The organism is Flavobacterium sp. AG291, assembly GCF_003350375.1.
Taxonomy (GTDB): domain Bacteria; phylum Bacteroidota; class Bacteroidia; order Flavobacteriales; family Flavobacteriaceae; genus Flavobacterium; species Flavobacterium suzhouense.
Window position 1 is genome coordinate 51,123 of sequence record NZ_QQAR01000006.1, and the last position, 19,187, is coordinate 70,309.

General features: G+C 38.6%; 23 protein-coding genes. 7 read left to right on the forward strand and 16 right to left on the reverse strand.

What is annotated here, in order from left to right:
• The first annotated feature begins 80 nt into the window (after window positions 1-80).
• Window positions 81-1,409, forward strand: coding sequence for a 30S ribosomal protein S12 methylthiotransferase RimO (gene rimO, locus DEU42_RS08135; RefSeq protein ID WP_114757799.1), 1,329 nt, complete (start codon window positions 81-83; stop codon window positions 1,407-1,409).
• An 82-nt stretch (window positions 1,410-1,491) separates the two neighbouring features.
• Complete coding sequence (locus DEU42_RS08140; RefSeq protein ID WP_114757800.1) at window positions 1,492-1,878, forward strand: hypothetical protein; 387 nt, start codon at window positions 1,492-1,494, stop codon at window positions 1,876-1,878.
• Between the two features lie 10 nt (window positions 1,879-1,888).
• Here DEU42_RS08140 and DEU42_RS08145 read toward each other — a convergent pair whose 3' ends face one another.
• Window positions 1,889-4,129: a B12-binding domain-containing radical SAM protein gene (locus DEU42_RS08145; RefSeq protein ID WP_114757801.1), complete on the reverse strand. Its 2,241-nt coding sequence runs from the start codon at window positions 4,127-4,129 to the stop codon at window positions 1,889-1,891.
• Window positions 4,130-4,146: 17 nt separating this feature from the next.
• Between DEU42_RS08145 and DEU42_RS08150 the strand changes: the two genes are divergently transcribed.
• The 4 genes from DEU42_RS08150 (at window position 4,147) to DEU42_RS08165 (ending at window position 7,372) form a co-directional block, all read left to right on the forward strand.
• Complete coding sequence (locus DEU42_RS08150; protein WP_147278084.1) at window positions 4,147-4,746, forward strand: hypothetical protein; 600 nt, start codon at window positions 4,147-4,149, stop codon at window positions 4,744-4,746.
• A gap of 121 nt (window positions 4,747-4,867) precedes the next feature.
• Complete coding sequence (locus tag DEU42_RS08155) at window positions 4,868-5,146, forward strand: hypothetical protein (protein WP_114757803.1); 279 nt, start codon at window positions 4,868-4,870, stop codon at window positions 5,144-5,146.
• Window positions 5,147-5,226: 80 nt separating this feature from the next.
• Window positions 5,227-6,816: a bacillithiol biosynthesis cysteine-adding enzyme BshC gene (bshC, locus tag DEU42_RS08160; protein ID WP_114757804.1), complete on the forward strand. Its 1,590-nt coding sequence runs from the start codon at window positions 5,227-5,229 to the stop codon at window positions 6,814-6,816.
• 136 nt (window positions 6,817-6,952) lie between these two features.
• Window positions 6,953-7,372, forward strand: a complete 420-nt coding sequence (locus DEU42_RS08165; protein WP_114757805.1) for a nucleoside-diphosphate kinase — start codon at window positions 6,953-6,955, stop codon at window positions 7,370-7,372.
• 52 nt (window positions 7,373-7,424) lie between these two features.
• On the opposite strand, the gene DEU42_RS08170 is transcribed toward DEU42_RS08165, so the two are convergent.
• A complete protein-coding gene (locus tag DEU42_RS08170) occupies window positions 7,425-7,721 on the reverse strand; it encodes a DUF721 domain-containing protein (RefSeq protein WP_114757806.1) in 297 nt (98 codons plus the stop codon).
• Window positions 7,721-8,140, reverse strand: coding sequence for a hypothetical protein (locus DEU42_RS08175; protein WP_114757807.1), 420 nt, complete (start codon window positions 8,138-8,140; stop codon window positions 7,721-7,723). The genes DEU42_RS08170 and DEU42_RS08175 overlap by 1 nt, the downstream gene beginning before the upstream one ends.
• Window positions 8,141-8,243: 103 nt before the next feature.
• On the opposite strand from DEU42_RS08175, the gene DEU42_RS08180 reads away from it, so the two are divergent.
• The gene (locus DEU42_RS08180; RefSeq protein WP_114757808.1) at window positions 8,244-9,320 is read left to right on the forward strand and encodes a serine hydrolase domain-containing protein; all 1,077 of its coding nucleotides are present in this window, start codon (window positions 8,244-8,246) and stop codon (window positions 9,318-9,320) included.
• An 18-nt stretch (window positions 9,321-9,338) separates the two neighbouring features.
• On the opposite strand, the gene DEU42_RS08185 is transcribed toward DEU42_RS08180, so the two are convergent.
• The 13 genes from DEU42_RS08185 to DEU42_RS08245 form a co-directional block, all read right to left on the reverse strand.
• Window positions 9,339-10,562: a hypothetical protein gene (locus tag DEU42_RS08185; RefSeq protein WP_114757809.1), complete on the reverse strand. Its 1,224-nt coding sequence runs from the start codon at window positions 10,560-10,562 to the stop codon at window positions 9,339-9,341.
• Window positions 10,563-10,670: 108 nt separating this feature from the next.
• Complete coding sequence (gene ftsY, locus DEU42_RS08190; protein WP_114757810.1) at window positions 10,671-11,624, reverse strand: signal recognition particle-docking protein FtsY; 954 nt, start codon at window positions 11,622-11,624, stop codon at window positions 10,671-10,673.
• A 99-nt stretch (window positions 11,625-11,723) separates the two neighbouring features.
• Window positions 11,724-11,876 (reverse strand): DUF4295 domain-containing protein, encoded by a 153-nt coding sequence (locus DEU42_RS08195; RefSeq protein ID WP_114757811.1) that lies wholly within the window; start codon window positions 11,874-11,876, stop codon window positions 11,724-11,726.
• A 10-nt stretch (window positions 11,877-11,886) separates the two neighbouring features.
• On the reverse strand, window positions 11,887-12,069 hold the full coding sequence (gene rpmG, locus DEU42_RS08200; protein ID WP_035640032.1) for a 50S ribosomal protein L33: 183 nt from the start codon (window positions 12,067-12,069) through the stop codon (window positions 11,887-11,889).
• 26 nt (window positions 12,070-12,095) lie between these two features.
• Window positions 12,096-12,332, reverse strand: coding sequence for a 50S ribosomal protein L28 (gene rpmB, locus DEU42_RS08205; protein ID WP_114757812.1), 237 nt, complete (start codon window positions 12,330-12,332; stop codon window positions 12,096-12,098).
• A 79-nt stretch (window positions 12,333-12,411) separates the two neighbouring features.
• Window positions 12,412-13,659 (reverse strand): CinA family nicotinamide mononucleotide deamidase-related protein, encoded by a 1,248-nt coding sequence (locus DEU42_RS08210; RefSeq protein ID WP_114757813.1) that lies wholly within the window; start codon window positions 13,657-13,659, stop codon window positions 12,412-12,414.
• On the reverse strand, window positions 13,659-14,006 hold the full coding sequence (locus DEU42_RS08215) for an Hpt domain-containing protein (protein WP_114757814.1): 348 nt from the start codon (window positions 14,004-14,006) through the stop codon (window positions 13,659-13,661). Before DEU42_RS08215 ends, DEU42_RS08210 begins: the two co-directional genes overlap by 1 nt.
• The gene (locus DEU42_RS08220; protein ID WP_114757815.1) at window positions 14,006-14,617 is read right to left on the reverse strand and encodes a fumarylacetoacetate hydrolase family protein; all 612 of its coding nucleotides are present in this window, start codon (window positions 14,615-14,617) and stop codon (window positions 14,006-14,008) included. The genes DEU42_RS08215 and DEU42_RS08220 overlap by 1 nt, the downstream gene beginning before the upstream one ends.
• A gap of 19 nt (window positions 14,618-14,636) precedes the next feature.
• Window positions 14,637-15,413, reverse strand: coding sequence for a 3'-5' exonuclease (locus DEU42_RS08225; protein WP_114757816.1), 777 nt, complete (start codon window positions 15,411-15,413; stop codon window positions 14,637-14,639).
• A gap of 89 nt (window positions 15,414-15,502) precedes the next feature.
• The gene (gene ddpX, locus DEU42_RS08230; RefSeq protein ID WP_114757817.1) at window positions 15,503-16,153 is read right to left on the reverse strand and encodes a D-alanyl-D-alanine dipeptidase; all 651 of its coding nucleotides are present in this window, start codon (window positions 16,151-16,153) and stop codon (window positions 15,503-15,505) included.
• 38 nt (window positions 16,154-16,191) lie between these two features.
• Complete coding sequence (locus DEU42_RS08235) at window positions 16,192-16,464, reverse strand: hypothetical protein (RefSeq protein WP_147278085.1); 273 nt, start codon at window positions 16,462-16,464, stop codon at window positions 16,192-16,194.
• 106 nt (window positions 16,465-16,570) lie between these two features.
• The gene (locus DEU42_RS08240; RefSeq protein ID WP_114757819.1) at window positions 16,571-17,890 is read right to left on the reverse strand and encodes a dihydrolipoamide acetyltransferase family protein; all 1,320 of its coding nucleotides are present in this window, start codon (window positions 17,888-17,890) and stop codon (window positions 16,571-16,573) included.
• A gap of 112 nt (window positions 17,891-18,002) precedes the next feature.
• Window positions 18,003-19,148: a glycosyltransferase family 2 protein gene (locus tag DEU42_RS08245; protein ID WP_114757820.1), complete on the reverse strand. Its 1,146-nt coding sequence runs from the start codon at window positions 19,146-19,148 to the stop codon at window positions 18,003-18,005.
• Between the last annotated feature and the right edge of the window lie 39 nt (window positions 19,149-19,187).

Sequence of the window (19,187 nt, forward strand, 5' to 3'; positions counted from 1 at the left end):
ACCCTTAAGCGAAACTTAGAAGACTAAACCCCACACAAATAGAAATAAATGCTTAATTTTGCACTCCAATTTTCAAGTACATGAGAACCAAATCGTTAAAGAAGAATAAAATCAATGTAATAACCCTGGGATGTTCTAAGAACGTTTATGACAGCGAAGTGCTGATGGGACAACTTAGGGCAAGCGGTAAGGATGTAACCCACGAAGCCCCTGCAGATCAGGAGGGTAACATCATCGTAATCAACACCTGCGGATTCATTGACAATGCAAAAGAAGAGTCGGTAAACATGATCTTGAATTATGTTGACAAAAAAGAACAGGGTATTGTAGACAAGGTTTTTGTTACCGGATGCCTTAGCGAACGTTACAAACCGGATCTTGAAAAAGAAATCCCTAACGTAGACCAGTATTTTGGAACTACCGAGTTACCGGGACTTCTAAAAGCCCTTGGCGCCGACTATCGTCATGAACTTTTGGGTGAACGTCTTACCACCACCCCAAAAAACTACGCTTACTTAAAAATCGCTGAAGGTTGTGACCGTCCGTGCAGTTTTTGTGCCATCCCGCTTATGCGCGGAAAACACGTTTCACAGCCAATCGAAAAACTGGTTAAAGAAGCGGAAGGACTTGCGCGCGATGGCGTAAAAGAACTTATACTTATCGCTCAGGACCTTACTTACTATGGTCTTGACCTTTATAAAAAACGTAACCTTGCCGAACTGCTTGAAAACCTTGCCAAGGTTGAAGGTATTGAGTGGATACGTCTTCACTACGCATTCCCTTCTGGATTCCCTATGGATGTTCTTGAACTGATGAAGCGTGAGCCAAAGATCTGTAACTATATAGATATCCCGCTACAGCATATTAGCGACAATGTATTGAAATCAATGCGTCGCGGTACTACTCAGGAAAAAACAACAAAACTCCTTAAAGAATTTAGAGAAACGGTTCCGGGAATGACCATCAGGACTACGCTTATCGTAGGCTATCCGGGTGAAACTGAAGAAGACTTCCAGATTCTGAAAAACTGGGTGGAAGAAATGCGTTTTGAACGTCTTGGCTGCTTTACCTATTCTCACGAAGAGAATACACACGCTTACCTGCTTGAAGATGATGTTCCGGCCGAAGTTAAACAACAACGTGCTAATGAGATCATGGACATTCAATCGCAGATTTCATGGGAAATGAATCAGGAAAAGATCGGACAAACATTCCGTTGTATCATCGATCGTAAGGAAGGAGCTCACTTTGTAGGACGCACTGAGTTCGACAGCCCGGACGTAGACAATGAAGTACTTATTGATGCTTCTGTCGCTTACCTTAAAACAGGTGAGTTCGTAAACATAAAAATTACCGACGCTACCGAATTTGACCTTTATGGTGTTCCGGCAGATTTACCGTCAAACTAAATAAACAGAAGCTAAAGCCTAAAAACTTTAGCTTTTTTGTTTCCCACAAATTCAGTATGTTTGAATTTATTATTTAACACCTATGAAACTTAGAGCATCTTTTATAGTTATTGTTTTTGCATTTTTATTTTCAACAGAAGTAAGCGCACAGGTAGACAGGCGTATTGCCCCAAACCAATACAAACGCGACTCCAGAAAACCTGAAAAAGTAGACTTTGTAGAACAATCAACAGAATATCTTACCAAAGCACTTACTCTTGACGATTTTCAAAAAGCAGCAATAAAAGAAATCATAGAAGGAGAAAGGGAAAGTATTATGAATCTTAATACAAACAGAGACATGAGTGCTGATGAAAGAAGAGATAAAGCATCTGCCATCTCTGCAAGGATATACAAAAAAGTTTTGCCACTGCTCTCTAAAGAACAAGCCGAGAAATACACTAAAATGGAAGAATCTAAAAAGTTCTAAAAAAATCCTTTTACAATACTAAAAGCCCGTAATCGCGTAAAGTGTTTACGGGTTTGCTATACCATAGCAATTCGAAATCATCAAGACCTGCATCTTCATAGCTTTGTTTTGCTTTGGCAAACGTCATCACTTCTCTACCCGATACTGCTGATTTTACAAGGAATGAAGCCAGCCACTCCCCTTGCTCTTTATCTACCTGAACTGTAAAACTTTCTTTTTTATCATGAAAAGTAAGTGAAGCCGTTTCAAAACTCCTTCCTTTTTTATTTTTGGTAAAATAAGATACTAGTGGCTTCCCTCCTGTCCACACTACTTTGGCAGTAGGCTTTACATTAAAGCTGTCATCATCCTGAAGCACATTGTAAATATAATCATGGGCTATTTTGGTACGGGGTACTTTAAACTCAAACCAATCCTGTAATTCGTAGTCGAAACAAATGCCGTGCATATAGTTAAAGAGTGACTTCTTTAATCCAAAGCTGAACTTGTCGTGGTTTGCACCCGACTTATCGATATGCACTATATCATTATTAGCAAAGCTACCAATACTATCATTTTCTTTCAGCACCCCAAAATTCTCAGGATACATACCTACCGGACTGTGAGCGGTCATGGCAAACTGATGCCAGAATCCCGACTGTAATATGCCCGCCTCAAACATCTGGCGTACCATCTCAAGGGAATCAATAGTTTCCTGTGCGGTTTGCGTAGGAAAACCATACATCAGGTAAGCGTGCACCATTATACCGGCTTCGGTAAAGTTTCGGGTTACGCGTGCCACCTGTGCAACGGTTACCCCTTTTTGGATAAGATCAAGCAAACGATCTGATGCTACTTCAAGTCCACCCGAAACTGCAATACAGCCTGAAGCCTTTAGCAGTTTGCAAAGGTCGGCCGTAAAGCTCTTTTCAAAACGGATATTCGTCCACCAGGTAACAGCAAGATTACGACGCAGTATTTCTAATGCCACTTCTCGCATTAATGCCGGTGGCGCAGCCTCGTCTACAAAGTGGAATCCATTTTGCCCAGTTTGGGTAATAAGTTCTTCCATACGGTCAACAAGCAGTTTAGCCGCGACCGGTTCGTAAACTTTTATATAATCAAGAGATATATCACAGAACGTACACTTACCCCAATAACAGCCGTGTGCCATGGTTAACTTGTTCCAACGGCCATCGCTCCACATGCGGTGCATGGGGTTTACGATCTCAATTACCGAGATATAATCTTCAAGCAACAAATCCGAATAATCAGGCGTACCCACATCAGACTGCTTGTAATCCCTGCAACCCGAATTGTCTATATATTTCACTTCGCCATTAATCAGTACGAAAGTACGCTTTAGCTGATCGATATTTCGTTTACCTTCAAGATGTTCTATAAGACATTCAACCGGAGCTTCGCCATCATCCAGCGTAATGAAATCGAAAAACTCCATCACGCGGATATCCGTAAGTGAGCGAAGTTCCGTATTTGGGAAGCCGCCACCCATGGTAATCTTCACTCCCGGAAAATGCTGTTTGATATATTGCGCACTGCGGAAAGCCGCATACAAATTCCCCGGAAAGGGAATCGAAAAACCAACAAGGTTTGGCTTTACTTCCAGCATGCGCTGATGCAGTATATCCAGCAGCAATTCATCAATATAAGTATAAGGCTGTTGCAGGCTTTCGTACAACTCATCAAACGAATTGGCAGAACGCCCCAATCTTTCGGCATAACGGCTAAAGCCAAAATGCGGATCGACGCACTCAACAATAAGGTCAGATATATCTTCAAGGTACAGCGTAGCAAGGTGCTTGGCCTTATCCTGCGTCCCCATCGAACCAAACGCCCAGTCCAATTCCTCAAGCTGCGCAAAGCGCGAAGCCTCCGGCAGGAAATCCTCACTGCATATCAGGTGCGATAGCGTAGGGTTCTTTCCCTGCAGAAAAAGAATAACCGAATCTATTGTTTTCAGGTATTCGTCTTTAAGGGCGATTATCCTCAGGGCATTAGGTGTTAGGTCTTGAGTAAAAGATGTAGCCATATCACCACGGACTTCGGACTTCGGACTACCTGCTTCAATACGCGAGAATAAATCCGTTAATCCCTGTTTTGAGAACAGTTTTAATATTACCTCAATACCAAGGTCGGCCTGAAATGAGGCGATGTTTTTAGTATTCAGGAAACCTTTTAGGTAGGCCGTTGCCGGATAGGGCGTGTTAAGCTGCGTAAAAGGTGGTGTTATTAAAAAAGCTTTGGTATTCAAAACAGACAGGGATTAAAGTGCAAAAATACGGGATATTTTTGGGATTTACATTGAGGAAGGAATTTGAGTATATTTACATAAAAAGAGCTGTGAGATTTTTTATTCCTTTTATCGTGTTATTAGCCTGTACTTCATGCAGAAAAACAGAAAATCAAGCCCAAGATCTTAAAAATGAAAAACAAGATTCAACTGAGATTAGCATAGCCGAACAACAAACTTATAAAATCCCAATACGCCCTGAATACATAGCGGGTGATTTTGATGGTGATAGAAAACGTGATACAGTATATTTTGTAAAACATCCCATAAATGGAAAATATGGACTTAAACTTGTTTTTGCCAATCACACAATTGACACACTCGGAATGGGTAGAGAAATAATAGGACAAGGGTTTGATGATATCGAATGGGCTGGAATATTTAAGAAAGTCCCGGCAGGAGAATTACATGCTGAAAATGTAGATGAAGATGGAGGCATATTAACTGAAGAACAAATTCCAACTGACGCCTGGATAAAACTCCCAAATGATGGCATATTTATACATGAGGCAGAATCATGTGGAGGCGGAATAATTTATATCGATAAAGGCGAATATAAATGGATGCAACAGGAATAATCCGAACCAACATATTCAACATCCGCATAATCTCATTTTACCATATTATTTTATAATCAATTGATTGTTAAATAATAGGTGAGATTTTTAGTATATTTGCCGGCTCAAACCCCCACTGAATATGAAAAAAATAATTAACCTGAACGGCACGCTGGTAGAACTCAGCAAGGTAAAAAGTATAAGTGTAAACGGCGAAGGCTTTACCAACATTAAACTTCAGCCGAACTTCATTAAGATACAGCTTGAAACCAAAAAGGACTATATTTTTAATCCTGAGAAAAGAATTCATGAACTTATCGACGTAGAAAACGAGGTACTTATTGAATACCCTAACGCCGAATTTGCTTACAACAGTTTCCTTAGCCTGAAAGACATTTGGGAAGAAGCCGTTAATTCGTAAATTATGACGTATTTGATATGTCATTAAAAATGACATTGAAATTGTTTTTTGCGTAATTTTACGGGAAAATTTATACTAAAATGCCATCAGACTGTATCAGCTTCCAGAGTTCAGGATATTTCACGCCAATCATAAACGATTACCTTAACCAGAAAGATACACTGAAGCCTTTATACAACCGCTTCCCTACTCTTGAGAATTTTAAACTTCAGATAGAAGAAAAGCAGGCAAATTACTCCACTGCATTTCGCGAAACGCTTGTAAACGCTTTAAACAGGCAGTATAAAGAAACAAACACTTCGGCTTATACCCAACAAAATATAAAACTGCTGGCCGGCAACGATACCTTTACAGTAACTACCGGCCACCAGCTTAATTTATTTACAGGCCCGTTATACTTCCTGTACAAGATTGTTTCGGCAATCAACCTGAGCAGGCAACTGAAAGAAGCTTATCCGGACAAAAACTTCGTCCCGGTTTACTGGATGGCGACCGAAGACCACGATTTTGAGGAAATCAATTACTTTAACTTCAGAGATAAGAAGATCAAATGGACCAAAGAAAGCACCGGTCCTGTTGGAAGACTATCTACGGAAGGACTTACGGCTGTTCTTGATGTCTTCGAAAAAGAACTGGGGATCGGACAAAATGCAAATTGGCTAAAAGAGCTTTTTGAAAATGCTTACCTGAAACACTCTAACCTTGCCGACGCTACCCGTTATTTAGCCAATGAGCTATTCGCAAGCGAAGGCCTTGTCATAATTGATGGTGACGACAGCGAGATTAAAAGGCTTTTTGCTCCCCATGTTAAGGAAGAGCTGCTAAAACAGACATCACATCAAAAAGTAGCAGAGACAGCCCTCCTTCTTAAAGATTATAGCATACAGGTCAACCCTAGGGAAATAAACCTGTTTTATATAGAAGACAATATTAGGGAGCGAATTATCCTTCAGGATGGCATCTATCACATCAATAACACCGAACTGAAATTCTCTGAAGCTGAGATTTTGGCATTGTTAGAATCCAATCCTGAAAAATTCAGTCCGAATGTTATCATGCGTCCGTTATATGAAGAAGTAATATTACCCAATCTTTGCTACATAGGCGGAGGTGGTGAGATTGCCTATTGGCTGGAATTGAAGTCCTATTTTAATTCAGCCAATGTTACTTTCCCGATATTACTTTTGCGTAACTCAGTATTATTAGCTACTCAAAAACAAGCCGATAAGCTCGATAAATTAGATTTGACCTGGGCTGATGTTTTCTCAAAACAGCAGCAACTTATCAATAAAAGAGTTCAGTCGTTCTCTGAGTTTAAACTTGATTTTTCGGCACAGAAAGAATTCCTGAGAGAGCAGTTTGAAAACCTGAATGCAATAGCTACTAAAACAGATGCTTCGTTTACGGGAGCCGTAAAAGCACAGGAACTAAAACAGCTTAAAGGACTGGAAAATCTTGAAAAACGTTTGCTAAAAGCCGAAAAACGCAATCATGCCGAGCAACTGGAACGTATTACCCAAATACAAAATGAACTTTTCCCTAACCAGAGCCTGCAGGAACGTAAAGCTAACTTCTCAGAATTCTATCTTGAATTTGATGGTAAACTTTTAGCGGAACTTTTTGACAAACTGAAACCGTTAGAGCATGAGTTTAATATAATAGTACTTTAAAAACAAGACTTTAAGACAATAGATGTTAGATAATAGACATCATTGAGTTAACAGTTTAAAAAATATAGCTAAGAAACCCAAAAAGTTATAGTTATTGGCTAAAAACCACTACTTTTGCAAAAATTTAAAAATTACAATGGCAACAAACAGGACTTTCACAATGATCAAGCCGGATGCAGTAGAAAAAGGGCATATCGGTGGTATTTTAGGAATGATAGCTGATGCAGGTTTCAAAATCGTATCGCTAAAACTTACTCAACTTACTGTAGCTGACGCTCAGGCATTTTACGCTGTTCACAGCGCAAGACCATTCTATGGCGAGCTTGTAGAATTCATGTCAAGAGGTCCTATCGTAGCTGCTATCCTTGAAAAAGAAAACGCAGTTGAGGAATTCAGAACTCTTATCGGAGCTACTAACCCTGCTGATGCTGCAGAAGGTACTATCCGTAAAAAATATGCTACTTCAATTGGCGAGAATGCCGTTCACGGATCTGACAGCGACGAGAACGCTGCTATCGAGAGCGCTTTCCACTTTGCTGTAAGAGAGCAGTTCTAATCAGAACCAAACGCTTTTATATAAAAAATGCCGCTTTACAGCGGCATTTTTGTTATCGTAACACTACATCTTTTACAACTTCGCGTTTCAGTTCCTCGTTTATCATCTTAACAATTTTGGCTTTACCGTAGCTAAGTTCCTCCCTTAATACTGCCGAAGTAAGCTCAACATACAATGTTGTTCCCTTCAGCATAATATCACGCGTATAATTGTTTACGCCATTACCCATAAGGTTTTTCCAGGCGTCACGCACATCTATCTTATCCATTCCGGTCTGAAGTTTGTTCTCCTGCATAAACTGCTTTAGTACATCCCCTACCGATTGTTCTTCATTAAATCGTTTTGCCATTATTTTACTGAAAAAGGTTGCGGTTTCTTATAATGGTATTCTACATTGTGCTGGTTTTTTACTACCAGATGTTCTTCGTCAAGCTCTAAAAGCTCTTCTTTCCATTTTGCATACTCTGTGGTATAACTAATATAAGTTTTGCCGTTTTCATTTACTATCGCAATTTTCTCAGACAAATCATTTACACGATATGTCCCGTCAAATTGCGGCATTACTTTTTTACGAAAACCTTCCTTACCCTTCAGTTCAAAATAATCAATCGTAGGATTCACTTTGTATTCTTTAGCTTCTCCGTCTGCCATAATAGCCTCTTCAATTTCCCAGTATCCGTTTAGCTTAGCTAAATCAGCATCAGAAACGGTATGACCACACGAGAATGCTATAAAAGACACAAATAAGAACAGAATAGACTTTTTCATAAGTAGTAAGGATTATTTGAAGCAAATTTAGGTAATAAACATGGTCTATTTTTATAATATCATGCGAAAGTATTTATTACATTTAAACTCCAATTATAACATCATGAAAAACATTTTATTACTAATATCAGGACTTTTACTTTTTACATCATGCAGTTTGTCTGATGACAGCCCTACACCAGAAAATCCGGACAATGAGACAATGTACTTCCCTCCCAACGATGCTAACGCATGGGAAACAAAAACACCTGCGTCTCTGAATTGGAACGAAGCCGCTATACAACCACTTTTAGATTATCTTCAGACAAAACATTCACGCTCGTTTATTATCCTTGTAAATGGACGTATTGTTATGGAAGAGTATTTTAACGGGCACACTGCTACTACTCCCTGGTATTGGGCAAGCGCCGGAAAAACGCTTACCTCTACTTTAACCGGCATAGCACAGGAAGAAGGTTTATTAAACATCAACAACAAAATATCTGACTATATAGGAACAGGATGGACAAGTGCACCTTTGGATAAAGAAAACCTTATTACCTGCAAACATCTTCTCACTATGACCTCAGGACTGAACGACGAAGGCGGTGACAGCGTTGCCCCCGAAGATTTGCAATATCTTGCCGATGCAGGATCACGATGGGCTTACGACAATGTATATGTAAAATTGCAGGATGTAATAGCTGCGGCTAGCGGACAAACCTGGAGTGACTATTTTAATAACAGGTTAAGGGATAAGATTGGAATGTCCGGATCATGGATCAATAGTGGTGAAGACCTGAGCGTATATTGGAGCACAACACGAAGCATGGCTCGCTTTGGGCTTTTAGCTTTAAATAATGGCAACTGGAACGGCACTCAGATAGTAAACTCACAATATCTTAATGCTGCAACAACTACTTCACAGCAAATTAATAAATCATACGGTTACCTATGGTGGATAAATGGTGAGGAAAGTTACCATTTACCTCAATCGCAATTGCAGTTCAATGGATCACTGGTACCTAATGGCGCTAACGATATGTATATGGCACTCGGGAAAAATGACCAGAAGATATATGTAATACCTTCCAGAAAAATGGTTGTGATCCGAATGGGCGATGCCGCCGATGAAGAAAACTGGGCGCTATCGGGTTTTGACAACGAACTATGGGGAAAAATAAATGCGGTGATCAATTGATCACCGCATTTATTTTTATCATAACCTGTAACTAAATACTAGTCCCAATCTTCCGACTTTTGTATTAAAACTACCATCTACGTCCTCCATATAATCTCTGTTTGTAATGTATTTTACAGCGACACTATAATTCTTATTAAAAGTATATCCTACTCCAAAATTAAGAGCAAAACTGGTCGCCAAATTGTATTTACCATTATCTCCCCTATATGGTATTCCATCATTAAGCGGATATAACGTAGTATACCATTCTAATTCTCCTCCAATCGGTTGATAAACCCCAAAACCACATTCCAGAAAAATATTACTTCTGTTGGATAAGATATATTTATAACGCGGTCCAAATGAGAAGTTAAAAGCGTACCCAGTCATTTTAAAAGTACTTTCCAAAACATTATACCCCTGATCTTTGGAATCAACCAATTCATAATTTAATGGCTCAAATTCGCCTCTCGCGTATAGCTCCCATGATTCATTAGGGAAAATATAAGCTGCTTCTGCTCCTGCAGAAAAAGTCAGCGAAGACTCGTCTGCAACTGCCGGGGTATAATACGAAATACCCATATTAGCATAATGCACTCCGGCAAAGAAACTATAGGCAAATTCTTTTCTGCTATTAAGGCTAAATATTTCAGACTTAGATCCGGAACATTCATTATATTTCTTTACAACACCAACAATTGCATCTTTATCATAGGTTATAGTAATAAAATCAGAAACCTGCTGCCCCTCACACTTTACCAAATTGTACAATTGTCTTCTGTATGTTGGAGAATCAACAGTTTTACCTTCCGGAAGTAAATATTTTCTATTAATAAGCTGCTCTACAGCACCTTGTTTAATTGAAGTATTACTTAAGAAAAAAAACGTATTATAATCTTTAGTATAAGAGTAAAGCGATGCTTTTCCCTTAACCAGAACATTTAGAAACAGTGCCCGTGATGACAACTGAGGATCTTTACTGTAAGTTTTATCACCCAACATATCGGTTTCAACAATATGCTTCTCAAACTTTTGCTTTCCCTCATCAATGCCGTATTCTACAACATCTTTCGGTAGCGGCGAAAATTCTCCACTTCCTGACTTTTTAAATTTTAATTTTTCTGTTTTGAAAAAATCATAAAATTCAAAAAAGCCATTAACTTTTTCTCCGGATTCAGTTATGTAATATCCTTTATAGTCATCTTGGGCAAACGCGAACAGAGTAAAAAAGAACGAAAACAGTAAGCTAATTTTTCTCATAAAAAACAAATAGAACTTAGGTTGGTTAACAAACTTCAAATATAGTATTATTCCTAACAAAAAAAGTAACGCAATGCGTTACTTTTTTTTGTATTATGTATAGTGATTTTATTTAAAGAACGAATCTACAAATTCATATTTATTAAATACCTGAAGATCTTCGATACCCTCTCCAATACCAATATATTTTACAGGAATCTGGAACTGATCTGAAATTCCTATTACTACTCCCCCTTTAGCAGTACCATCCAGTTTAGTCACAGCCAGGCAACTTACCTCTGTAGCTGCTGTAAACTGTTTTGCCTGCTCAAAAGCATTCTGTCCTGTAGAGCCATCCAAAACAAGCAATACATCGTGTGGAGCATCTTCCACAACCTTTTGCATTACTCTTTTTACTTTCGTAAGCTCATTCATCAAATTCACTTTGTTATGAAGGCGTCCGGCAGTATCAATAATAACCACATCGGCATCCTGGCTTACGGCACTTTGTAAAGTATCAAAAGCAACCGACGCAGGATCGCTACCCATTTGCTGCCTGACAATAGGCACACCTACTCTGTCAGCCCAAACCTGCAACTGATCGATAGCTGCAGCTCTAAAGGTATCAGCAGCACCTAATACTACTTTATACCCAGATTTCTTAAACTGATATGCAAGCTTACCAATAGTTGTAGTTTTACCAACACCATTAACTCCAACCACCATAATAACATAAGGTTTTTTATTGGCAGGAATTTCAAATTCAGAAGCCTCACCACTATTGGTTTCGCTCAATAATGAAGCAATCTCTTCTCTTAATATCTTATTAAGTTCATCAGTCCCCAGATACTTATCCCTGGCAACACGTTCTTCAATTCGCTCAATAATCTTAAGTGTTGTATTAACACCAACATCAGAAGAAACAAGCACCTCTTCAAGATTATCAAGCACCTCATCATCTACTTTTGCTTTACCGGCAACAGCTTTAGATAATTTTGAAAAGAAAGAAGTTTTGGTTTGTTCAAGTCCTTTATCTAATGTTTCTTTCTTTTCAGAAGAAAATATTTTTTTAAAGAAGTTCATATAAGCAGTTGTAGTTTTTTGTTTTTCCGTGGTAAATATAGAAAATAAAAAAGCTACTTTCTTAGATGAAAGTAGCTTTTCTATATATTGTGTACGATATTATTTCTTCTTAAGAAATGCATCTACTTCTTCAGGAGCCATAACGCTCTCAACGAAAGTATAAGCTCCTGTTTTTGGAGATTTTACCATCTTGATAGCTTTAGTTAACCTCTTAGAAGCTGTTTGTAAAGTTGCTACGGTTTTCTTTGCCATGACTTATAAATTATTTAATTTCTTTATGTACAGTCACACGTTTAAGGATAGGATTGAATTTTTTAATCTCTAACCTGTCTGGTGTATTCTTTTTGTTCTTAGTAGTAATGTACCTAGAAGTTCCAGCAACGCCAGAAGCTTTGTGCTCAGTACACTCTAAAATCACCTGGATTCTATTACCTTTCTTTGCCATCTTGCTATATATTTATTAGGTAAGGATTATTTAATAAACCCGTTAGCTTTAGCTTCTTTCAAAACTGCAGCAATACCATTTTTGTTAATTGTCTTGATAGTAGAAGCGGCTACTCTAAGTGTGATCCACTTATCTTCCTCAGGAAGATAGAAACGTTTCTTCACTAAGTTTACACTAAACTTCCTTTTAGTTTTGTTCATTGCGTGGGAAACATTGTTTCCAACCATCGCTTTTTTACCGGTAAGGGCACAAACTCTTGACATTATTTCTCGCTTTTATATCGTTATTCAAATTCAGGGTGCAAAGAAAAGAAAAATAAACTGATTACACAAACATAATCAGTTAGTTTTTTAAAATTTCATGATAAATCTTTTCCAAAGCTTTGTTAGACGCCCTTTCAATTACCTTTTCACGAGGTTGTCCAAGGTCTAATCTCTCACTATAAACACCTTTGGGAGTCGCAATTCCTATAAAAACAGTCCCTACTTCAACCGCAGAATCACCTTTTAGCGGACCTGCATTACCTGTAGTAGATACCGCATAATCCGAACCAAAAAGCTGTTTAGCTTTTAAAGCCATATTCTCGGCTACCTGTGAACTAACAACGCTAAACACATCTATAAGTTGTTGTTCAACCTTTAATATATTTACCTTTGCTTCAGTCGCATAGGTTACTGCGCTTCCCTTAAAATAAGCTGATGAACCGGCTACCGAAGTTATCATTTGCGCTATTTTACCTCCGGTACAACTCTCGGCAACAGCCAGTGTCTTACCTTTATCTTTTAGCAATTTTCCTAAAACCACCTCAATGGTTTCTCCTTCATCAAAACCTACAATAATATCACCAATCAGGACTTTTAACTTCTCAGCTTCGGCATCAATAGCATTTTGTAAAAGAGCTTCGTCCGTTCCCCTGGCACTCATGCGCAGCCTTACCCTTCCCGGATTAGGCAGATAAGCCAGTTTTATAAACTCAGGAAGATTATTCTCCCATTCCTCTATACGTTCTGCAACAAGGCTTTCACCCTGCCCATGTGTAATTATTGTTTTATGGATAATATACGGTCGTTCATACTTTTCAATTAAAGCAGGTATAACAGCATTATCTATAATATATTTCATTTCATAAGGAACACCCGGCAGCGAAATAAAAACGGTATCTCCACGCTCCATCCACATTCCGGGAGCAGTCCCTACTTCATTATACAATATCCTGGCATGCGAAGGAACCAACGCCTGATCCTTGTTCATTTGAGAAGCAGGTCGTTTCATGGCCTTTGCAATAAGCGCAACAACATGAGCTTCCAATTCCTCATTACGAATAAGATGATCATCAAAGTACTCACAAAAAGATTCTTTGGTAACATCATCCTTAGTCGGGCCAAGACCTCCGGTAACAATTACAACATCTACCCTGTTCTGGAAATATGCCAGTGTTTCAAGAATATGTGTCCTCTCGTCGCTTATAGATCTTGTTTCTAAAACTGCAATACCAATTTTATCAAGCGCTTTGGCTATATACGCCGAATTAGTATCCACTATCTGACCTATCAGTATCTCATCACCTATAGTAACAACTGCTGCTTTCATTAGTAAATGGCGTAATCTTTTTTAAGTTCTTTTACCGTTTTGCTTATATAATCTTTAAGGCTCTTTACAGTATCCTTAATTTCTTTTCTTTTACCGCGCGAACGACTCCAACTCTCTATTACCAAAACATCCTCGTAAGCCAAATCCATCCCTAAAAGATCCAGCGTAGGCTTAATCTTATGAGCCGCATGGTACACCTTGTCGTAATCTTTTTCCTCAAGTCCTTCCCTTACATTTACAACCTCTACAGGCACTTCTTCAAGAAAAAGCGTTACTATTTGTTTTGCAAACTCCACATCGTTATCTGAGATTGCGTATACTTTTGATAAATTATAATATAGCGCCATTATTTTACCTGTATCCTGAATAATTTTCTTCCTTCAATATAACCTTCCAGCACGTCATCCGGACTAACTTTAGCAACACCTTCAGGCGTTCCTGTAAAAATAACATCACCTGTCCTTAATGTAAAATACTGCGAAACATAAGCTATTATCTCATCTATTTTCCACAACATATGCTGCGTATTACCACTCTGAACAACATTACCATTATTAGTAAGTTCAAAATTAATATTATCCAGTGCAGCAAACTCAGTTTTTGAAACAAATTCTCCAATTACCGCCGATCCGTCAAAAGCCTTAGCCTTTTCCCACGGCAGCCCTTTTTCTTTAAGTTTAGACTGCAGGTCACGAGCAGTAAAATCTATACCCAAACCTATTTCGTCATAATATTTATGTGCAAATTTTGCATCTATATATTTACCTACCTTATTTATTTTCACCAGTACCTCAACCTCATGATGCACATCATTGGTAAACTCAGGAATTACAAACGGAAACTGCTTTTGCACCACCGCTGTATCAGGTTTTAAGAAAATAACAGGTTCATCAGGCCTTTCATTTTGCAGCTCCTCTATGTGTTTCACATAATTCCTGCCTATGCAAATTATCTTCATCGTTATTCCGGGAAAATTATTAAGCCAATTTATTATTTAATTTTCTGAGTTTTATTGCCGTTAACACCTTCTTGGTATATAACGGGAAATCAGCATTCTGAATCCATCCAAAATAGCCCGGTTCCTGCTCAAGCACTTTCTCAACTTTTGCACCTTTATGTTTACCGAAAGTAAATATCTCTTCACCATCAGCATCCAGAACAATAAAACCGGCAAAGTCAACCACTTTTTTACGAGTAGTATATTCAGAAAGTGCCCTCATATCATTCTCCAGATCATCATAACGCTCCAATTGCGATTTTAATATTTCATAGGTAGCATTGGTATCTGCTTCTGCTGTATGAGCATTGTCAAGTGTTTTACCACAATAGAATTTATAAGCAGCACTAAGCGTACGCTCCTCTTTTTTATGGAAAATCGTCTGAACATCTACCGACACCCTGTTTTTCATGTCAAAGTCCACACCGGCACGAAGCAGTTCTTCCGCCAACAATGGAATATCAAACCTGTCAGAATTGTATCCTCCAAGATCTGAATCTTTCATCATATTGTGTATGGTATTTGCCAGTTCTTTAAATGTAGGCTCATTAGCCACCTTATCATCGGTTATACCATGAAAAGCAGTTGTTGCAGGCGGTATGGGCCTCTCCGGATTCACCAGCCAGGTACGGCTTTCTTTATTACCATTAGGATATACCTTCAACACAGAAATCTCAACAATACGGTCTTTAGTAATATCCGTACCGGTAGTTTCTAAATCAAAAAAACATATAGGCTTATGCAGCTTTAGTTCCATAAATAAAATTTGTCTTGAAGAACAAAGATAAGAGTAGATGCCTTACTACCGAAATTTTTAGCAATAAATAGACCGCAAATAATCCTTAATTAATTGCAATCCCATCTAAAGTTTGACGTTTCGTAGTTTTGTTTTTTATAGTCAAAATGCCACCACTCATTGTTATAAGGCGTAAAACCTGCCTTTTTCATAATAGCACGCAACAACTTCCTGTTACGCCTCGCCTCCTTGCTTAACCCGTCAGCATCATAATGAGACAGCTCTGTAAAATCATCAAATGGCGTTCCCATATCCAGCAGATTACCACTTTCATTAGCAAGGGAAAGATCAATAGCGCGTCCACGGTTGTGATTCGATCCTTTTCCCGGTGGAGCAACATAACGCGGATCGTTTACAATATCATACATTACTTTTTGATAGCCATACGGACGATAACAATCATATATCACCAGTGTATATCCCTTCTCTTTAGCCCTTTCATTTGCTTCTTCCAAAGCCTCAGCCACTTCAGGGCGTAAAAAACAACGCGCACACGGATAGATCTTCTGATGCATAAAGTTAGCCGTATCTGCATACGCCATACGATTCTGAATCCCCTGAGCTTCAAAATTCACTTCAACCCATTCTTTTACCGTATCCTGAATGATTGTTTTTTTGCTTTCGCGGAAAGAGATGTTTTTCGGCGAAACTGACAACGAACAAAGTATTACGAGAAGCGTTACATAATAGAATATTTTCATAGCGAAGATGTTGTTATTACAAATATAAAGAACAACCTCTATTTTCTTACTATAGAATAACTTTCTTCATTGAAACTAAATAATATAGGTTGTGTTTTGGTTTCTGTCTCCCATCCCATCTCCAAAGCCTGCCTTATCATCATACTTACCTCTTTAACACTGACAACCCTCATAACAAGATCACTTACATCTGGAAATTCAACCCAAAATTCAGCTGTATCAGACACTACATCAATTTCAATCTTAGCGTCTTTAAACCCATCCTTGTTAACGATGACGGTAATAACACCTTTTTTTCGTGAAACTATCATCCAGCTATACTTAACCTCGTCAACCGTTATTGATCTATATTTTTTCCTCATGGTTAAATATAAAAAAAGCCGGAAAATTTCCGGCTTTTTTTATCAATATTATTTCTTAGTAATCTCTGTTCACATCAAAGGCTTCAAGGTATTCAGCAACACGTTTAACGAATGATCCTCCAAGAGCACCATCTACCACACGGTGGTCATAGCTGTGCGAAAGGAACATTTTCTGACGGATACCAATAAAGTCACCATCCGGAGTTTCGATAACTGCAGGTACTTTTCTGATTGCTCCAAGAGCAAGGATACCTACCTGTGGCTGGTTGATGATTGGCGTACCAAACACACTACCAAATGTACCCACATTAGTTACAGTATATGTACCACCCTGAGTATCGTCCGGTTTAAGTTTACCTGCTTTAGCACGGTTACCAAGGTCGTTTACAGCTTTCGCCATACCCACCAGATTAAGCTGGTCAGCATTTTTAATTACCGGAACGATAAGGTTACCGTTTGGCAATGCTGCCGCCATACCAAGATTGATGTTTTTCTTCTTGATTATGAATTCACCGTCAACAGATATATTCATACCCGGGAAATCTTTAAGCGCTTTGGCTACAGCTTCCATGAATATTGGAGTGAAAGTAAGTTTTTCGCCTTCTCTCTTTTCAAATGCATTTTTAACCTTATCTCTCCATTTTACAATGTTCGTTACATCTACTTCGATGAACGATTGTACGTGAGCCGATGTTTGTACCGACTGTACCATGTAACCTGAAATAAGCTTACGCATACGGTCCATTTCTACAATTTCGTCACCACCATTAACCGATACCGGAGCAGCTTTAGCGGCTACTGGTTGTTGGTTGTTGGTTGCCGATTGCTGGATTGTCTGTGGCGCTGCAGGAGCCGTAACTGGCGCAGGCTGGCTTCCGCGATTTTTAACGTAATCCAGTATATCATTTTTAGTAACCCTGCCTTCTTTACCTGAGCCGTTTATAGCTTCAAGCTCAGCAAGAGATATACCTTCTTCTTTTGCAATGTTTTTTACTAACGGTGAGTAGAACTTATCAGAACCTGAAAAATCTACCGGAGCAGCAACTGCATTAGCCGCAGCTTCAACCGATTTTTCAATAACCTGAACATTAGCAACTGTAGTTTCCTCTTTAGGAGCATCTACCACTACACCACCTTCAGTTTCAATATAGGCAATCGTCTGGCCTACCTGAACCACGTCGTTTACATTAAAAAGTATTTCAGTAAGTGTTCCCGACACTTCAGACGGCACTTCTGAGTCAACTTTATCTGTTGCAATCTCAAGCACAGCTTCATCAGCCGCGATGTGATCGCCAACATTTTTTAACCAGTTTGTTATAGTTGCCTCAGCAACACTCTCACCCATTTTGGGTAATTTTAGTTCAAATTTTGCCATATCGATAACCTAAAGGTAAAATTACTATTTCAGTTTGCGAATTTAATAAAAAAAATAAGCCATTGCTTTTTTTAAAATAATTATTCACTTACTATATATTTTTTTCTTTTTATCACAAATCTTCTAACAAAATCACCTGCCCTCTGTCATTACTGCTATTACTACCAATAATAAATGAAGATTCCGCAGGTTTTATCTTGAAAGTATAACCATCATTTTTATGCTGCTGCATAAAAGCTATCGCATCTTTAAAGCTAACAGTCGCATTATCGAACACAATCTCTGCTTTTTTGCTCATGAGTAGTGCTTCTTGCAGCGATTCTACCCTGTCCACTTTTTTACCAAGCTTTTGCTCTAAAGACAAACGAAGCTTTTCGTTATTCGAAATTAAAACATAATATTCAGGTATCCTTGCAGGAGCCGTTTTATTCTTCTTAACCACAGCAAAAAAGAAAGCACCAACACGCATCATCACATCAAACATGGGCGAACGCCTGAAATGTTTTTTATAAAAAAACTGCATCGCTTCACGAAAACGTTTCATGTAAGTACCATCTTTTACCGTACTCTCCCCTTTATAATGAATTACCGAAGTTTCAGCAAAATAGTAATTACGAAGCTGTTTCTTAAGCACAGTATACGATAAATCGATATCGTCGCTATACATAAAACAATCCTCATCAAACCCCCCTACTTCAAGATAGAGTTCACGTTTCATAATCATAAACGCACCAACAAGAATATCTACTTTCCCACTCTGGTTTTCGTTTAGATGCTGCGCATAATAGCGATTGAATATTTCTTTTTTAGGAAGCAGCTTATAAAAACCGCCTATTTTAGTAAAGGCCACCCAGGGTGTAGGAACCCCTCGTTTGCTCTCCGGCAGAAAAGTACCGGTACCATCCACCAGTTTCACACCACAGATACCAAAATCTTTTTGCGCCCTGATAAACTCCAGCGCTTTTATAAAAGTATCTTCGGCAACTACGGTATCAGGATTAAGAATACACACATATTCTCCTTTAGCAGCCGCAACACCTATGTTATTTCCCTTAGGAAATCCGGCATTGTCTTTATTTTCGATAAGCGTTACCCCGGGAAAACGCGACTTCATCATAGCACAGCTATCGTCGGGAGAATTGTTATCTACAACAATTATTTCCGCATCAATATCCCTAATAGCCTGCTGAACACTCAGCACGCATTGTTCCAGAAAATAGTGGACATTATAATTAAGTATGACTACGGAAAGCTGCATTTGGCAAAGATAACAGAATTTAAGAATTTCAAAAATTCA

Bases quoted from the DNA above. Each gene is read 5' to 3' on its own strand.
- rimO (WP_114757799.1), top strand. From the start codon at position 81: ATGAGAACCAAATCGTTAAAGAAGAATAAAATCAATGTAATAACCCTG.
- DEU42_RS08140 (WP_114757800.1), top strand. From the start codon at position 1,492: ATGAAACTTAGAGCATCTTTTATAGTTATTGTTTTTGCATTTTTATTT.
- DEU42_RS08155 (WP_114757803.1), top strand. From the start codon at position 4,868: ATGAAAAAAATAATTAACCTGAACGGCACGCTGGTAGAACTCAGCAAG.
- bshC (WP_114757804.1), top strand. From the start codon at position 5,227: ATGCCATCAGACTGTATCAGCTTCCAGAGTTCAGGATATTTCACGCCA.
- DEU42_RS08165 (WP_114757805.1), top strand. From the start codon at position 6,953: ATGGCAACAAACAGGACTTTCACAATGATCAAGCCGGATGCAGTAGAA.
- DEU42_RS08170 (WP_114757806.1), bottom strand. From the start codon at position 7,721: ATGGCAAAACGATTTAATGAAGAACAATCGGTAGGGGATGTACTAAAG.
- DEU42_RS08175 (WP_114757807.1), bottom strand. From the start codon at position 8,140: ATGAAAAAGTCTATTCTGTTCTTATTTGTGTCTTTTATAGCATTCTCG.
- DEU42_RS08180 (WP_114757808.1), top strand. From the start codon at position 8,244: ATGAAAAACATTTTATTACTAATATCAGGACTTTTACTTTTTACATCA.
- DEU42_RS08185 (WP_114757809.1), bottom strand. From the start codon at position 10,562: ATGAGAAAAATTAGCTTACTGTTTTCGTTCTTTTTTACTCTGTTCGCG.
- ftsY (WP_114757810.1), bottom strand. From the start codon at position 11,624: ATGAACTTCTTTAAAAAAATATTTTCTTCTGAAAAGAAAGAAACATTA.
- DEU42_RS08195 (WP_114757811.1), bottom strand. From the start codon at position 11,876: ATGGCAAAGAAAACCGTAGCAACTTTACAAACAGCTTCTAAGAGGTTA.
- rpmG (WP_035640032.1), bottom strand. From the start codon at position 12,069: ATGGCAAAGAAAGGTAATAGAATCCAGGTGATTTTAGAGTGTACTGAG.
- rpmB (WP_114757812.1), bottom strand. From the start codon at position 12,332: ATGTCAAGAGTTTGTGCCCTTACCGGTAAAAAAGCGATGGTTGGAAAC.
- DEU42_RS08210 (WP_114757813.1), bottom strand. From the start codon at position 13,659: ATGAAAGCAGCAGTTGTTACTATAGGTGATGAGATACTGATAGGTCAG.
- DEU42_RS08215 (WP_114757814.1), bottom strand. From the start codon at position 14,006: ATGGCGCTATATTATAATTTATCAAAAGTATACGCAATCTCAGATAAC.
- DEU42_RS08220 (WP_114757815.1), bottom strand. From the start codon at position 14,617: ATGAAGATAATTTGCATAGGCAGGAATTATGTGAAACACATAGAGGAG.
- DEU42_RS08225 (WP_114757816.1), bottom strand. From the start codon at position 15,413: ATGGAACTAAAGCTGCATAAGCCTATATGTTTTTTTGATTTAGAAACT.
- ddpX (WP_114757817.1), bottom strand. From the start codon at position 16,153: ATGAAAATATTCTATTATGTAACGCTTCTCGTAATACTTTGTTCGTTG.
- DEU42_RS08235 (WP_147278085.1), bottom strand. From the start codon at position 16,464: ATGATAGTTTCACGAAAAAAAGGTGTTATTACCGTCATCGTTAACAAG.
- DEU42_RS08240 (WP_114757819.1), bottom strand. From the start codon at position 17,890: ATGGCAAAATTTGAACTAAAATTACCCAAAATGGGTGAGAGTGTTGCT.
- DEU42_RS08245 (WP_114757820.1), bottom strand. From the start codon at position 19,148: ATGCAGCTTTCCGTAGTCATACTTAATTATAATGTCCACTATTTTCTG.